Here is a 14,168-nt window from a genome sequence, read left to right as displayed (position 1 = left end):
TGGCCAAGGCTAGAACATGAAAAGCAAAACCATCCGCCGCTGGTCCTTCATCCACACCTGGACCAGCCTGATCTGCACGCTGTTCCTGCTGCTGCTCGCCCTCACCGGCCTGCCGCTGGTGTTTCACCATGAGATCGATCACCTGCTGGGCAACGAGCCCGAACTGGCGCGGATGCCCGCCGATACGCCGCAGCTCAACCTTGAGCAACTGGTGGCCAAGGCCCAGGCCCAACGCCCCGGCGAGGCGCTGCAGTACTTGGCCTGGGACGAGGATGACAAGAACGGCGTGATCGCAATCATGGCCGCCACCGCCGGCACCGAGCCCAATGCGTCCCATACCTTCATGCTCGATGCGCGCACCGGCGAGTCGGTGCCAATGCCGGCGGCCAACGGCGGCTTCACGCTGTTCCTGCTGCGCTTGCATGTGGATATGTTTGCCGGGCTGCCGGGCAAGTTATGGCTGGCGTTCATGGGTGTTCTGTTTGTGCTCGCGATGATCTCCGGCACCGTGCTGTACCTGCCGTTCATGCGCCGCTTGAAGTTCGCCACCGTGCGCCGGGACAAGTCCACCCGCCTGCGCTGGCTCGACCTGCATAACCTGATCGGCGTGGTCACGCTGACCTGGGCGCTGGTGGTGGGCGTGACCGGCGTGATCAGCGCCTGCGCCGACCTGATCATCGCCGCCTGGCGCCAGGACAGCCTCAGCGCGATGATCGCGCCCTACACAAACGCCCCGCCACTGACCCAACGCGCACCCGCCAGCGACCTGCTGAGCATCGCCGCCAAGGCGGCGCCCGGCATGCAGCCGGACTTCATTGCCTTCCCCGGCACGCGCTTTTCCAGCGAGCATCACTACGCCGTATTCATGAAAGGCGGCACCCACCTGACGTCGCATTTGCTCACCCCGGTGCTGATCGATGCCCGCACCCTGGCTGTCACCGCCATCGCCGAACGGCCGTGGTACATGGACGCCATGGGCCTGTCCCAGCCGCTGCACTTTGGTGACTACGGCGGCATGCCGATGAAGATCCTGTGGGCGGTGCTGGACGTGCTGACCATCATCGTGCTCGGCAGTGGCGTTTACCTGTGGATCGCGCGGCGCAAGGCGGGCAAGGCATGAAGCCGCGCCAGTCGAACTTCTGGAAGGTGTTTGGCCTGCCGCTGGGGGTTGGCCTGCTCAGCGCCGCCGGGCTGTGCGCGGCGTTGCTGGGGGATGGGCTGTGGGATTCGTTCAGTTGGGTGGGGTTGGGCGTGCCTGCTGTGATAGGCGTTTGGGGGTTGTTCAAGCGGCGCGCAACCCTCTAGGCTAGCCACAGCCCATTGAGAGGAATGCCCATGTCCGCGCCCAGCATGACCTTGTTCCACAACCCCGCTTCACCGTTCGTGCGCAAAGTCCGCGTGTTGCTGCTCGAAACCGGCCAGCAGGACCGCGTGGGCCTGCACGCCTGCGTGCCGACCCCGGTAACCCCGGATGCCCAGGTGATACAAGGCAACCCCGTGGGCAAGATCCCCGCCCTGCGCCTGGCCGACGGCAGCGTGCTGCACGACAGCCGGGTGATCCTGGATTACTTCGACCACCAGCACGTCGGCAACCCGCTGATCCCCCGCGACGGCTCGGCGCGCTGGCGTCGCCTGACCCTGGCCTCCATGGCCGACGGCATCATGGACGCCGCCGTGCTGGTACGTTACGAAACCGCCCTGCGCCCGGTGGAAAAACACTGGGACCAGTGGCTCGACGAACAGCGCAACAAGATCAACCGCACCCTCGCCGAGCTGGAGCAGGACGCCATTGCCGAACTGGCCAGCCATTTCGACATCGCCGCCATCAGCGTGGCCTGCGCCTTGGGTTACCTGGATTTTCGCCATCCGGACATGCCCTGGCGGTCGGCCAACCCACAGCTTGCCGCCTGGTACGCCGAGGTCAGCCAGCGGCCTTCGATGCAGCAGACCCAGCCGCCGATCTGACATTCACGCCCAGCCAATGTGAGAGGGGGCTTGCCAGAGTGGGCGATGGTGGTCGTGAGGAAGGTGACGATCCTTGCGGCCAACTGCGCCCCCTCTTGCTGATCCTCGCGCAACCCGATCATTGCACTGCCTCCAGATCAAACGCCAACGGTTCAACCCCCTTGCGCTTGCCCACGCCATACCAATCGAGCTTACGTGTCAGCACCATCACCGTGCCCAGCAGGCCGAACAGCAACAGCGAGCCCATCAGCAACGCATAGTCCTCGGCGCTCAACAGCCCGTACAACAAGCCATACAACGCCGCCAACCCCGCCGAGAACCCCAGGCCACGGGTCACGCTGCGCAGCACATGGCACACGTAAAACCCGATCAGCAACACGCAGGCACTCGCCGAGATCAGGTACGCCAAGGCAAACCCCAGGTGCTCGGACAACGACAACAGCAACAGGTAGAAAAACGCCAGGGCCACCCCCACCAGTGCATATTGAATCGGGTGTACCGCCAGGCTCTTGAGCACTTCGAACAGGAAGAAGCCGGCAAAGGTCAGGGCGATAAACAGCAGCGCATATTTGATCGCGCGGTCGCTCTTGAGGTACTGGTCCACCGGGTCGATGAAGTTCACGCCGAAGCTGCGGCTGTTGAAGTCATCACAGCCTTGTGCGTCCAGGCAGGTTTGCAGGGCTTGTTCGAGGTTGGTTGAGAAGAACGAGGTCTGCCAGTTGGCCGTAAACCCCTTCTCGTCGATCGCCCGTTGTGTCGGCAGAAAGTTGCCGATAAAGCTGGGGTGCGGCCAGTTGGAGGCCAGTGACACCTGGCTGGTCTTGCCCACCGGCACCACTTGCAGTTGCTCGGTGCCTTGCAGGCGCAGGTCGAAGGCGAAGTCCACCACGGCCGGTTTTTTACTGTCCAGCTCGGGCAGCGCCACGTGCACGCCTTCGCCCAGCCAATCCACTTGAGAGCCCGGCGAGAACTCCAGGCGCTGGCTGCCAAGCTCAAGGTTGAGTGAGTTTTCAATGCCGCGAATGTCGCTGATGCCCACCGCCAGAAAGGCCGGTTCGAAGCGGTAGTCGGCAAAGTTTTCAGTGATCCCCAACTGTGCAGGCAGCTCGAAACGCCCCGCGATGCGGTTATCGGCATGAAACAACCGCGCCTGGTAAATGCCGCGTGCGCGCAGTTCAGTCTGCACCTTGCCGTCGAGTTCAAAACGGTCCGGCAGGAAGTACAGGCGGCCGCGCTCTTCACGGGTGACCTCGTAGCGCTTGTTGAGCTTTTCATTAAGCTTCCACTCACGCACGGTCTTGCGATACGGCACCACCATCACCGGCCCGGTAATACGTTGGGCGTAACTGGAGCTGCGCGCGATGTCCATCAATACGCCGTCGCGCAGTTGCTGGCGGTCGCTGATGATGCCGTTGATCATCAGCAACGGAATCAGCAACAGCAGGATCAGCAGCGCAATCGCGCCAAGTTTGAAAAGCAGGCTGCGGTTCATGGGTCTCTCCCTGTTTTGATGAGGGCAGAGTGAGCCGCGCATGTGGGTGTTTTATGTGGGCAATGTGGAGACTGTGTGGAGATGCAGCACCACCTGCACGCCGCCCGGCACATTGCCGATCTGCAACGCGCCGCCGTGCAGCTTCATCACCTCTTCGACAAAATTGAGGCCCAGGCCCGTGCTTTTGCGCCCGCTCGCGGGGCGTGGCAGCGAATAAAAACGTTCGCTCAGGCGCGGCAATGCATAGTCGGGAATCGGTGCGGCCTGGTTGAACAGGCTAACCTGCACATCGTTGTGCAGCGTCTGCGCACTGAACTTCAACAGACCGCCGGGCGGTGTGAAGTCCAGGGCGTTTTCCAGCAGGTTGCCCAGGGCCTGGCGCAGCAGGAAGGGTTCGCCGAACACCTTCACGTCAGCCGCAATCGCCTGCTCCACACGCAGCCCAGCCCCTTCGATTCGTGCGCATTGAGCCTTGAGCACCGCGTCGACCAAGGCACCCAGCGCGATGCTCGACTGCTCTTCCAACCCCTGGCGCTGCTCCACCTGCGCCAGGTTCAGCAGGCGCTCGATCAACTGTTGCAGGCGCGCACTCTCACTGTCGATATTGCCGACAAAGCGCTGCTGCTGCTCGCGGCTCATATCGCCCTGCAGCAGTTCCGCCGCGCCACGGATCGCGGCCAATGGGCTTTTCAGCTCGTGGGTCAGGGTGTGCACGTAATGTTCGACGTAGGCCTTGCCCTCCAGTTGCGTGCGCATGTGCTCCACCGCCGTGGATAACTGCTTCAACTCACCGCCGCGATAATGCGGCAACTCGGCCCGTCGCCCCTCGCTGACCGCTTCGGCGTAGGCGGTCAGGCGTCGCAAGGCCACGCTCAGCCACCACGACAACAACGCGCCCAACAGCAAACCCAGGATCACCAACCCGGCGCCGTACCACAGCAGGCGCCGCTCAGTGCGGTCGACATAGGGTTGCAACGAGCTGTTGGGCTTGGCCACGGTGACCACGCCGATGATATGGCCGTTGTCGCGGATCGGCGCGCCCACGTGCATCACCGACGACGTGGCGTCATCTGCGTTGCTGCGGGTGGAGCGCGCACCGTATTCGCCGCGCAGGGTCAGGTACACGTCGTTCCATTTGGAGTAGTCCTGGCCCACCGCGTCGCCGCTGGAGTCGAGCAACACCGTGCCCTTGGCGTCGGTCACGTAGATACGGTGATTGACCTGGTTTTTCGGCAGGCCCCAGATGGTCGCGCCCGGCTGACGATTGCCGTAGGCCTTGAGCACCTGCGGCCAGTGGCTTTGGCCAAGGGTGCGGTTCTTCACGTCTTCGCGCAGGATCTCGGCCAGCAGGTTGGCGGTGTCCACCAGGGTTTCTTCGGTGGACTGGCGCACGCCAGGGCGGATCTCCTGCATCACCGTGCTGAGCACGAAGTAACCGGTGAGGCCGATAAACAGCGCGTACACCAGGAAAATCCGCAGCCCCAGGCGCATTAGCTGTTGCTCGGGCTATAGCTGTAGCCGAGGCCGCGATGGGTCTGGATCGGCTCAGCCTGCGCCGCCACGGCCCGCAGTTTGCTGCGCAGGCTTTTGATATGGCTGTCGATATTGCGCTCGTAACCGGCATCGGCCGGCACGCCCACCGCGTCCAGCAATTGCTCGCGGCTGAAGACCCGCTCGGGTTGGTCCAGCAGGCTTTGCAGCAGGCGGAATTCGTGACGGGTCAGGTTCAGGGGCTGGCCGCGATAGTGGATCTGCATGCGTTCCAGGTCGACCTGGAACAGCGCCGGCGCGGCACCGGGGCCGACCCGCTTGAGGATCGCCCGCACCCGCGCCGCCACTTCCCGTGGGCTGAACGGCTTGACCACATAATCGTCGGCGCCGATCTCCAGCCCCACCACGCGGTCGATCTCGCCGTCCCGGGCGCTGAGGAACATCACCGGCACTTCACTGAAGCGGCGCAATTGCTTGCAGGTTTCAAAACCGCTGATGTCGGGCAGGCCGATGTCGAGGATGATCAGGTCGGCCGGGGCCTGGCGCTGATGCTCCAACGCCGCCTGGCCAAGGCTCAGCCAGGTGGTGGTGAAGCCCTCGCCTTGCAGGGCGAATATCAGCGTGTCGGCTATCGCCGCTTCGTCTTCGACAATCAGGATGTGGGGCATTTTGGTCCGTCAGCAGTCCGGTTTGTCGGCAGTGTACCGACGAGCCGGGTTTACCGCAGCGCCGAATTCACGCAGGGCCTTGGCGCCGATCAGCAGCGGGTAGTTGAAGCTGCTGCGGTCGGTGAGGTTGACCTCGACGGTGCGCTTGACGTTGCCCAGGCACATTTCCAGGTCGACCACCGGGCGCTTGGTCACACTGGCCTCGTCCTTGTCGTCGTCTTCGTCGGCGCGGCTCTTGATCTTGCTGATGCGCGACACCTTGTGTTCGTAGACCTTGTTGGACGCGTCCTTGCCACCGAGACGGAAGCGCACCCAGTCATCGCCATCACGGGTGAAGGTTTCGATGTCACGGGCCGACAGCGAGGCGGTCAGCGCGCCGGTGTCCATCTTGGCCTTGAAGGTTTCGCCGATCTCCGGCAACTGGATGTATTCGTAGCGACCGTAGAGGGTCGGCTCGGCGGCCATGACGGGCAGGGCAACCAGGACGAGCGAGGCAAATAGCAGTTTCACGAAGGGATGTCCTCGGAAAGAAGTAGACGGATTCTAGACCGCAAAGGCAGCACTTAGTTAGCTGGCCCGAGCATAACGGGCACCGGGTGAAATATTCGTCCGTCGGTTTGCAATTTGGCCTGCGGGCCCGGCTCTCTTATCATGGCCCGCCCACACCCTTCCAAGAGTTGCTTATGCGCCGCCTGCTCACCGGCTGTCTGGTCACACTGCTGCTGTTACTCAATACGCTGATCCTGATCGGCCCCTTGATGGTGTTCGCCCTGCTCAAGCTGGTGGCACCGGGTCGCTCTCGCGACTACATGTCATGGGCGGTGATGTGGATCGCCGAAACCTGGGCCGAGATCGACAAGGCGATCTTCGCGATGTGCATCCCGACCCAATGGGATATTCGCGGCGGCGAGAACCTGCGTGGCGACACCAGCTACCTGGTGATCAGCAACCACCAGTCCTGGGTGGATATCCCGGCACTGATCCAGGCGCTGAACCGACGCACGCCGTTCTTCAAATTCTTCCTGAAAAAAGAGCTGATCTGGGTACCCTTCCTGGGCCTGGCCTGGTGGGCGCTGGACTACCCCTTCATGAAGCGCTACACCAAGGCGTTCCTGGCCAAATACCCGGAGCTGGCCGGGCAGGACCTGAAGATCACCAAAGCGGCCTGCGAGCTGTTCAAGCGCCAACCGGTCACAGTGGTCAATTACCTGGAAGGCACACGGTTCAGCGAGGCCAAGCGCAAACAGCAGGGTTCGCCATTCACGCGGTTGCTCAAGCCCAAGGCGGGCGGCGTGGCGTTTGTGCTGGCGGCGATGGGTGAACAGCTGGATGCGATCCTCGACGTCACCGTGGTGTATCCGCAGCAGAAAATTCCGGGTTTCTGGGACTTGATCAGCGGCGCGGTGCCGAAGGTGATCATCGATATCCGCACCCGCGAGCTTGACCCGGCATTGTGGCAAGGGGACTACGAAAATGATCCGGCGTTTCGCCAGACCGTCCAGAACTGGGTCAACCAGCTCTGGCAGGAGAAGGATGCACGCATCCAAGCGTCGCGCGCGGAGTGTATTTAGCTGCCGGTGCCCCAGGCCTGGGCCAACTTGCCCAACACTGAGCTGCTGGTGCCCTGGCTGCCCAGGTAGCTCAGGATCACGGGTGCAAACTGGCTGATCATGCCGCCGTCCATACCCAGGGCGCTGAACGCGGTGTTCAGGTCGTTGGTGTCTTTCACGTTACCCAGCAGGCCATCCAGGCCGCTGGTCTTGCTGCCACCGGTCTGGCCGAGCAAGCCGCTCAAGGCGCCGAGGCTGCCCAGTGCATTGTCGCCGGACAGCTTGTCCAGCCCGGGCACGCTCTTGGCCAGTTGCGAGTAGTCATTACCGCCCAGTTGGTTCTTGGCCAACCCCAGCATCGCGCCCGTGCCGCCGATGGCTTGCTCGGGGGTGACATTCAATTGCGAGGTCAACGCGGTCAACAGGTCGGCCGTCTCGGACGACGGCGCAGCGGCAGCGGCTTTATTGTTCCCGCCCTGCATGCCGGCAATGGCGTTCGCCGCATCGCCAAGGCTGAAGCCTGCGGCGAACACCGGGCCGGCGGCCATGGCCAGCAGGCAGGAAAGGGCGAAACCGCGTGAAATCTTCATGGGGACAACCTCTGGATATAGGGCGAAAGCAGGCGTTGGACTGGGTATCCGACACATTGTTCCGGGCCTCTCCAGGCACCACAAAATCCATGTGGGAGGGGGCGTATAGCTCAGCGGTTGCAGGCTAAGCGGCAGACACAAAAAAGGGCGACCCGTAGGCCGCCCTTTTCATTTTTCCGCCGCGTTACGCCGCACTGAACAACCTATGCGGATCAATCACAAACTTCTTCGGCACGCCCGCATCGAACTCGCCATAGCCCCGTGGCGCGTCATCCAGGCTGATCACCTGCACGCCGACGATTTCGGCAATGTTGATGCGGTCCCACATGATCGCCTGCATCAGTTGGCGGTTGTACTTCATCACTGGCGTCTGCCCGGTGTGGAAGCTGTGGGATTTGGCCCAGCCCAGGCCGAAGCGGATGCTCAGGCTGCCCATTTTGGCGGCAGCGTCGACAGCGCCTGGGTCTTCGGTGACGTACAGGCCAGGGATACCGATCTTGCCGGCCACGCGTACCACGCCCATCAATGAGTTGAGCACGGTGGCCGGGGCTTCGGCCTTGACGCCATCGTGGCCGTGGCCGCGCGCTTCAAAACCTACGCAGTCGACGGCGCAGTCCACTTCCGGCTCGCCGAGCAGTGCGGCGATCTGTTCGTGCAGCGGGGTATCGGTGGACAGGTCGACCACTTCAAAGCCCTGGGCCTTGGCGTGGGCCAGGCGGATGGAGTTGACGTCACCCACGATCACCACCGCCGCGCCGAGCAGGCGGGCGGAAGCGGCAGCGGCCAGGCCGACCGGGCCGGCACCGGCGATGTACACGGTGCTGCCTGGGCCAACGCCGGCAGTGACGGCGCCGTGGTAGCCGGTGGGGAGAATGTCGGAGAGGCAGGTCAGGTCACGGATTTTCTCCATGGCCTTGTCGCGATCCGGCAGTTTCAGCAGGTTGAAGTCGGCGTACGGCACCAGCACGTATTCGGCCTGGCCGCCGGTCCAGTCACCCATGTCGACGTAGCCGTAGGCACCGCCGGCACGTGCCGGGTTAACGGTGAGGCACACGCCGGTGTGTTGCTCTTTGCACGAACGGCAGCGGCCGCACGCCACGTTGAAGGGTACCGAAACCAGGTCGCCGATTTTCAGGTTTTCGACGTCGCTGCCCTTCTCGATCACTTCACCGGTGATCTCGTGACCGAGCACCAGGCCGGTCTGGGCGGTGGTGCGGCCGCGCACCATGTGTTGGTCGGAGCCGCAGATGTTGGTGGAGACCACGCGCAGGATGACGCCGTGCTCAATCTTCCTGCCACGGGGGTCCTGCATTTTGGGATAGTCGATTTTCTGTACTTCGACCTTGCCGTTGCCGAGATACACGACACCACGATTACCAGACATGCTTTCACCTCGCTGTTGTTTTTATGGAACTGCGTTGCCCTTGGGGCAGCGCGTTAAGTGCTCGGGTACAGATGCTGTTGCTTGTGTTGTTTGTAAGGGCCTCATCGGGGGCTTGCTCCCGATGGCGTCAGTCAGAGCACCACCGTGCGATTGGCGTTCAGAAACACCCGCCGCTCAATGTGATACCCCACCGCCCGCGCCAATGTCAGCCCTTCGATGTCCCGCCCCTTGGCAATCAGATCCTCGGGATAGTGGCTGTGGTCCACCACCTCCACGCCCTGGGCGATGATCGGGCCTTCGTCCAGATCGTTGTTGATGTAATGCGCGGTGGCGCCCACCAGTTTCACGCCCTTGTTGTATGCCTGGTGGTACGGCTTGGCGCCCTTGAACCCCGGTAGCAACGAGTGGTGGATGTTGATGGCCTTGCCATCGAGCTTTCGGCATAGCTCTGGCGACAGCACTTGCATGTAACGCGCAAGGATCACCAGTTCCGCGCCGGTGTCTTCCACCACTTGCCACACTTGACGCTCCTGGGACGGTTTGTCGTTAGGGTCGAGGGGGAAATGGTAGTAGGGAATCTGGTGCCAGTCGGCCAAAGGTTTGAGATCGGGGTGGTTGGACACCACCGCGACCACGTCCATCGATAGCTGGCCGATGCGCTGACGGTACAGCAGGTCATTCAGGCAGTGATCGGCCTTGGAGACCATGATCACCACTTTTGGCCGGTAGTTCGGCGCCGTCAGCTCGAAGATCATGCCAAAGGCTTCGCCGCGCGTGGCCAGGCCATCGCGGAACGCCTGCTCGTCGAAGCCGTCGGGCTGACGGAATTCCACCCGAATAAAAAACCGGCCAGAGAGGCGGTCATCGAACGAGTGGTGTTCGGTCACATAGCAACCCTGCTCGAACAGGTAGCGGGTAACCGCGTCCACCGTACCGAGCACGCTGGGGCAGTCGGCGGTCAAAATCCATGTATCGGGTGCGCGGCTCATCGGCGATTCCTCAGGCTTGAACGCTCAGGCCAAATTCGGCCGAGGCGTCTTGCAGCCACAACCACCAGTAGTCCGAGAAGCTGCGACGAATCAGCAGTTCCCAGGTGTCTTCAGCGGTGTGACGGATCACCAGTTGCGACTTGGCGAACACCGTGCCCACCGCCTTGCCCACCGGGAAGTTGTTGGGGTGCACGTCGTAGCTGGTGGACTTCATCAGCACATCGCGCACGTTCGGGCCGATGAGTTCAAGGATCTGCTGGCCGCCACTGACGTTGACGATCTGGATATGCAAGTCACCCAGGGCGGCACGCAGGTTTTGCTCGGCGGCGAACTCTTCACCGCTCGGCACGATCAACAGCCACTCGTCAGGGCCAAGCCATTGCAGGCTGGTGTCGCCTTTGACGATGACGCTCAGTGCGCCGGGCAGTTCGATGCCCAGGGCCTTGTGTACGCCAGCGGCGAACGCGGCGTCATGGCCATCGCCACGAAGGGTCAGGTGACCCAGGAGTTTCTTTTCACGCACCGTTACGCCGGCGTTCTTGCGGCCCTTGCCGACCAGGCTGGCGAGGTCGGCATGGTGCAGCGACGACTCGGCCTTGGCGCCGGAGGTGGGGCGTTGTTGGTAAACATTGGCTGCTGTCATAAAGCACCTGTTTTGAATTCTGTTTTGAGGCTGATGGCCTCATCGGGGGCAAGCCCCCGATGCAGGCAACTCGGTCTATCAGATGTTCTGGCGATCGCCTTTCGGGTCAAAGAACACCGAAGACACAATCTCCGCCTCGATCACGCTGCCATCCGCCTGGGGCGAGAACACCCGCTCACCGATGCGCTTCAAGCCGCCCTTGACCACACCCATGGCAAACGAGTAGCCCAGGGAGTTATGCGCATAGCTTGAGGTAACGTGACCCACCATCTTCATCGGGATCGTCTGCTTCGGATCGAACACCAACTGCGCGCCTTCCGGCAGCCACACGTTCGGGTCGATCGGCTTGAGCCCCACCAACTGCTTACGCTCTTCGCGCACGCAGTCTTCACGGTTCATCCCGCGCCAGCCGATCCACGAGAACGGCTTGGTACGGCCTACGCACCAGCCCATGTTCAGGTCGTCCGGGGTCATCGAGCCGTCGGTGTCCTGGCCGACGATGATGAAGCCCTTCTCGGCCCGCAGCACGTGCATGGTTTCGGTGCCGTACGGGGTCAGGTTGTATTTCTTGCCGGCCTCGACGATTTTTTCCAGCACGCCCATGGCGTAGTCGGCCTGCACGTTCACTTCATACGACAGCTCACCGGTAAACGAGATACGGAACACCCGTGCCGGTACACCGCCCACCAGGCCTTCCTTCCAGGTCATGAACGGGAAGCCGTCCTTGTCCAGGTCGATATCAGTCACTTCACTGAGCAGCTTGCGGCTGTTGGGGCCGGACAACGTCATGGTGGCCCAGTGATCGGTGACCGAGGTGAAGTACACCTTCAGGTCCGGCCATTCGGTCTGTTGGTAGATTTCCAGCCACTGCAGAACGCGCGCCGCGCCGCCGGTGGTGGTGGTCATCAGGAAGTGGTTATCGGCCAGGCAGGCGGTCACACCGTCGTCGAAGACCATGCCGTCTTCCTTGCACATCAGGCCGTAGCGCGCCTTGCCCACATCGAGCTTGGTCCAGGCGTTGGTGTAGATGCGGTTGAGGAACTCGCGGGCATCCGGGCCTTGAATGTCGATCTTGCCGAGGGTGGACGCGTCCAGCAGGCCGACGCTGTCGCGCACCGCCAGGCATTCGCGTTTCACGGCGGCGTGCAGGTCTTCACCGTTACGTGGGAAGTACCACGGGCGTTTCCACTGGCCGACGTCTTCAAACTCGGCGCCGTTCTTCACGTGCCAGGCTTGCAGCGCGGTGTAGCGCACCGGTTCGAAGATGTGCCCACAGTGACGGCCCGCCACCGCGCCGAAGGTTACCGGCGTGTAGTTGGGACGGAACATGGTGGTGCCCATCTGCGGGATGGTCACGTTCAGCGAACGTGCAGCAATCGCCAGGCCGTTGACGTTACCCAACTTGCCCTGGTCGGTGCCGAAGCCCAACGCGGTGTAGCGTTTGACGTGCTCGACCGACTCGAAACCTTCGCGGGTCGCCAGTTCGATGGCGGCCGCGGTGACGTCGTTTTGCAGGTCGACGAATTGCTTGGGCGCACGTGCGGTCGGCTTGTCGTGCGGCACCTGGTAAATCGCCAGGGTCGGCTCTTCCAGCCGGCTCAGGGCCTTTGGCAGGGTCCCTTCGACCGGGGCAAAACCGGCTTCGCTGGCGGCGCGCACGCCGCCTTCAAAACCGTCGGCCAGGGAATCGCCGAGGCCGTAGACGCCATTGATGCCGCCCACGCACACGCGTTTTTGCGGGGCTTCACCGGGTACAAAGCCGAGGATGTCTTCACGCCAGGTCGGCTTGCCACCCAAGTGCGAAGCCAAGTGGACCACCGGGCTGTAGCCGCCGGAGCTGGCGACCAGGTCGCAGTCCAGCCACTCGCCGGGGCTGGTGACTTTGTGTGCCTTGACGTCAATCGCGGCGACACGCGCAGCGCTCACACGCTTGGTGCCACGAGCCTCGACCACAGCGCTGCCGGTGAGGATCCGAATGCCTTTGGCGCGGGCTTCTTCCACCAGCGCGCCGCGTGGGTTGTGGCGCACATCCGCCACCGCCACCACCTGCAGGCCGGCATCCAGCCAGTCCAGCGCAACGCGGTAGGCGTGGTCGTTGTTGGTCGACAGCACCAGTTTTTTACCCGGCGCCACGCCATAGCGACGCACGTAGGTGGAAACCGCGCCGGCCAGCATGTTGCCCGGCACGTCGTTGTTGCCGTACACCAGCGGACGCTCGCACGCACCGGTGGCCAGCACCACACGCTTGGCACGTACACGGTGGATACGCTGACGCACTACGCCGATCGGCGCGCGATCACCGAGGTGGTCGGTGAGGCGCTCGTGAATGGTCAGGAAGTTATGGTCGTGGTAGCCGTTGACGGTGGCGCGGGGCAACAGCACCACGTCCGGCAGGGCTTTGAGTTCAGCGATAACGCTGGCTACCCACTCGGTGGCCGGTTTGCCATCGAGGCTTTCGCGAGAATCGAGCAAGGAACCGCCGAACTCTTCCTGCTCATCGGCGATGATCACACGGGCACCGCTGCGTGCAGCCGCCAGTGCAGCCGCCAAACCCGCAGGGCCTGCGCCCACGACCAGCACGTCGCAGTGACGGTTGAAGTTATCGTAGGTGTCCGGGTCGTTCTCGGTGGGCGAACGGCCCAGGCCCGCCGCCTTGCGGATGTACTTCTCGTAAGTCATCCAGAACGATTGCGGGTACATAAAGGTTTTGTAGTAGAAACCCGGCGGCATCAGCTTGCCGCCGACCTTGCCGAGAATCCCCATCATGTCGTTGTTGACGCTCGGCCAGCCGTTGGTGCTGGTGGCGACGAGGCCCTGGTACAGCGCCTGTTGCGTGGCGCGCACGTTAGGGATTTGCGTGGCTTCGGTGGCGCCGATCTGCAGCACCGCGTTCGGCTCCTCGGCGCCGGCGGCGAAGATACCGCGTGGGCGCGAGTACTTGAAGCTGCGGCCGATGATGTCGACGCCGTTGGCCAGCAGGGCTGCGGCCAGGGTGTCGCCTTCAAAGCCTTTGTAGCTCTGGCCGTTGAAGCTGAAGGTCAGGACTTTATTACGGTCGATCCGGCCACCGTTGGACAGGCGATTGATCTGGCTCATACCTTCTCTCCAGAGGCCTTGGCGGTGAACTGAGGCTTCTCACCGATCTTGTAGGTTTCAAGAATTTCGTAGGTCAGGGTGTCGCGGGTGGCGTTGAAATACTGACGGCAGCCGGCGGCGTGAATCCACAGCTCGTGGTGCAGGCCACGCGGGTTATCGCGAAAGAACATGTAGTCGCCCCACTGCTCGTCGGTGCAGGCATTCGGGTCCAGCGGGCGCGGGATGTGCGCTTGGCCGGCGGCGTGGAATTCCTCTTCGGAGCGCAGTTCGCCACAGTGAGGACAGAAGATATGCAACATA

General features: G+C 62.8%; 14 protein-coding genes. 4 read left to right on the top strand and 10 right to left on the bottom strand.

Features of this window, described 5'->3' with window-relative positions; genetic code table 11:
• Nucleotides 1–16: 16 nt before the first annotated feature.
• The 3 genes from AB4N98_RS15055 to AB4N98_RS15045 are packed head-to-tail and all read left to right on the top strand — an operon-like array spanning nucleotide 17 to nucleotide 1,965.
• Entirely contained in the window at nucleotides 17–1,120 is a 1,104-nt protein-coding gene (locus tag AB4N98_RS15055) for a PepSY-associated TM helix domain-containing protein (protein WP_068935664.1), read from the top strand.
• On the top strand, nucleotides 1,117–1,305 hold the full coding sequence (locus AB4N98_RS15050; RefSeq protein ID WP_065879361.1) for a hypothetical protein: 189 nt from the start codon (nucleotides 1,117–1,119) through the stop codon (nucleotides 1,303–1,305). The genes AB4N98_RS15055 and AB4N98_RS15050 overlap by 4 nt, the downstream gene beginning before the upstream one ends.
• Before the next feature lie 30 nt (nucleotides 1,306–1,335).
• Nucleotides 1,336–1,965 (top strand): glutathione S-transferase family protein, encoded by a 630-nt coding sequence (locus AB4N98_RS15045; RefSeq protein ID WP_017530757.1) that lies wholly within the window; start codon nucleotides 1,336–1,338, stop codon nucleotides 1,963–1,965.
• Nucleotides 1,966–2,083: 118 nt separating this feature from the next.
• On the opposite strand, the gene creD is transcribed toward AB4N98_RS15045, so the two are convergent.
• From creD to rloA2, 4 genes are read right to left on the bottom strand one after another with little or no spacing between them, the layout of a single operon-like run.
• Complete coding sequence (gene creD / locus AB4N98_RS15040) at nucleotides 2,084–3,457, bottom strand: cell envelope integrity protein CreD (RefSeq protein WP_017530756.1); 1,374 nt, start codon at nucleotides 3,455–3,457, stop codon at nucleotides 2,084–2,086.
• A gap of 51 nt (nucleotides 3,458–3,508) precedes the next feature.
• Nucleotides 3,509–4,948, bottom strand: coding sequence for a two-component system sensor histidine kinase CreC (gene creC, locus AB4N98_RS15035; protein ID WP_017530755.1), 1,440 nt, complete (start codon nucleotides 4,946–4,948; stop codon nucleotides 3,509–3,511).
• Entirely contained in the window at nucleotides 4,948–5,616 is a 669-nt protein-coding gene (gene creB, locus AB4N98_RS15030) for a two-component system response regulator CreB (RefSeq protein ID WP_017530754.1), read from the bottom strand. Before creB ends, creC begins: the two co-directional genes overlap by 1 nt.
• A gap of 9 nt (nucleotides 5,617–5,625) precedes the next feature.
• Nucleotides 5,626–6,126, bottom strand: coding sequence for a retropepsin-like aspartic peptidase RloA2 (gene rloA2, locus AB4N98_RS15025; protein WP_017530753.1), 501 nt, complete (start codon nucleotides 6,124–6,126; stop codon nucleotides 5,626–5,628).
• A 173-nt stretch (nucleotides 6,127–6,299) separates the two neighbouring features.
• On the opposite strand from rloA2, the gene AB4N98_RS15020 reads away from it, so the two are divergent.
• On the top strand, nucleotides 6,300–7,187 hold the full coding sequence (locus tag AB4N98_RS15020; RefSeq protein WP_065879360.1) for an acyltransferase: 888 nt from the start codon (nucleotides 6,300–6,302) through the stop codon (nucleotides 7,185–7,187).
• Here the strand turns inward: AB4N98_RS15020 and AB4N98_RS15015 are convergent.
• The 6 genes from AB4N98_RS15015 to AB4N98_RS14990 all read right to left on the bottom strand — a co-directional run bounded on the left by AB4N98_RS15015 (nucleotide 7,184) and on the right by AB4N98_RS14990 (nucleotide 14,167).
• Entirely contained in the window at nucleotides 7,184–7,756 is a 573-nt protein-coding gene (locus tag AB4N98_RS15015) for a DUF2780 domain-containing protein (RefSeq protein WP_065879359.1), read from the bottom strand. The two genes, AB4N98_RS15020 and AB4N98_RS15015, sit on opposite strands and share 4 nt — an antisense overlap.
• A 184-nt stretch (nucleotides 7,757–7,940) precedes the next feature.
• Nucleotides 7,941–9,140 (bottom strand): formaldehyde dehydrogenase, glutathione-independent, encoded by a 1,200-nt coding sequence (fdhA, locus tag AB4N98_RS15010; RefSeq protein WP_068935670.1) that lies wholly within the window; start codon nucleotides 9,138–9,140, stop codon nucleotides 7,941–7,943.
• A gap of 131 nt (nucleotides 9,141–9,271) precedes the next feature.
• Nucleotides 9,272–10,129 carry a formyltetrahydrofolate deformylase gene (gene purU / locus AB4N98_RS15005; protein ID WP_005792124.1) on the bottom strand — a complete coding sequence of 286 codons (858 nt, stop codon included), beginning with the start codon at nucleotides 10,127–10,129 and terminating at the stop codon, nucleotides 9,272–9,274.
• Nucleotides 10,130–10,139: 10 nt separating this feature from the next.
• Nucleotides 10,140–10,772, bottom strand: a complete 633-nt coding sequence (locus AB4N98_RS15000; protein ID WP_065879358.1) for a sarcosine oxidase subunit gamma — start codon at nucleotides 10,770–10,772, stop codon at nucleotides 10,140–10,142.
• A 78-nt stretch (nucleotides 10,773–10,850) separates the two neighbouring features.
• Nucleotides 10,851–13,868 (bottom strand): sarcosine oxidase subunit alpha, encoded by a 3,018-nt coding sequence (locus tag AB4N98_RS14995; protein WP_017530748.1) that lies wholly within the window; start codon nucleotides 13,866–13,868, stop codon nucleotides 10,851–10,853.
• Nucleotides 13,865–14,167: a sarcosine oxidase subunit delta gene (locus AB4N98_RS14990; RefSeq protein WP_017530747.1), complete on the bottom strand. Its 303-nt coding sequence runs from the start codon at nucleotides 14,165–14,167 to the stop codon at nucleotides 13,865–13,867. The genes AB4N98_RS14995 and AB4N98_RS14990 overlap by 4 nt, the downstream gene beginning before the upstream one ends.
• Nucleotide 14,168: the final 1 nt, after the last annotated feature.

It is taken from the genome of Pseudomonas sp. S3_E10, assembly GCF_054667615.1.
This window is presented reverse-complemented; position numbering and strand designations above follow the sequence as displayed.

Coding starts and splice junctions, on each gene's coding strand:
- purU (WP_005792124.1), bottom strand. CDS start 10,129: ATGAGCCGCGCACCCGATACATGGATTTTGACCGCCGACTGCCCCAGC.
- AB4N98_RS15050 (WP_065879361.1), top strand. CDS start 1,117: ATGAAGCCGCGCCAGTCGAACTTCTGGAAGGTGTTTGGCCTGCCGCTG.
- AB4N98_RS15020 (WP_065879360.1), top strand. CDS start 6,300: ATGCGCCGCCTGCTCACCGGCTGTCTGGTCACACTGCTGCTGTTACTC.
- AB4N98_RS15015 (WP_065879359.1), bottom strand. CDS start 7,756: ATGAAGATTTCACGCGGTTTCGCCCTTTCCTGCCTGCTGGCCATGGCC.
- AB4N98_RS15045 (WP_017530757.1), top strand. CDS start 1,336: ATGTCCGCGCCCAGCATGACCTTGTTCCACAACCCCGCTTCACCGTTC.
- creC (WP_017530755.1), bottom strand. CDS start 4,948: ATGCGCCTGGGGCTGCGGATTTTCCTGGTGTACGCGCTGTTTATCGGC.
- fdhA (WP_068935670.1), bottom strand. CDS start 9,140: ATGTCTGGTAATCGTGGTGTCGTGTATCTCGGCAACGGCAAGGTCGAA.
- AB4N98_RS15000 (WP_065879358.1), bottom strand. CDS start 10,772: ATGACAGCAGCCAATGTTTACCAACAACGCCCCACCTCCGGCGCCAAG.
- AB4N98_RS15055 (WP_068935664.1), top strand. CDS start 17: ATGAAAAGCAAAACCATCCGCCGCTGGTCCTTCATCCACACCTGGACC.
- AB4N98_RS14990 (WP_017530747.1), bottom strand. CDS start 14,167: ATGTTGCATATCTTCTGTCCTCACTGTGGCGAACTGCGCTCCGAAGAG.
- creD (WP_017530756.1), bottom strand. CDS start 3,457: ATGAACCGCAGCCTGCTTTTCAAACTTGGCGCGATTGCGCTGCTGATC.
- AB4N98_RS14995 (WP_017530748.1), bottom strand. CDS start 13,868: ATGAGCCAGATCAATCGCCTGTCCAACGGTGGCCGGATCGACCGTAAT.
- creB (WP_017530754.1), bottom strand. CDS start 5,616: ATGCCCCACATCCTGATTGTCGAAGACGAAGCGGCGATAGCCGACACG.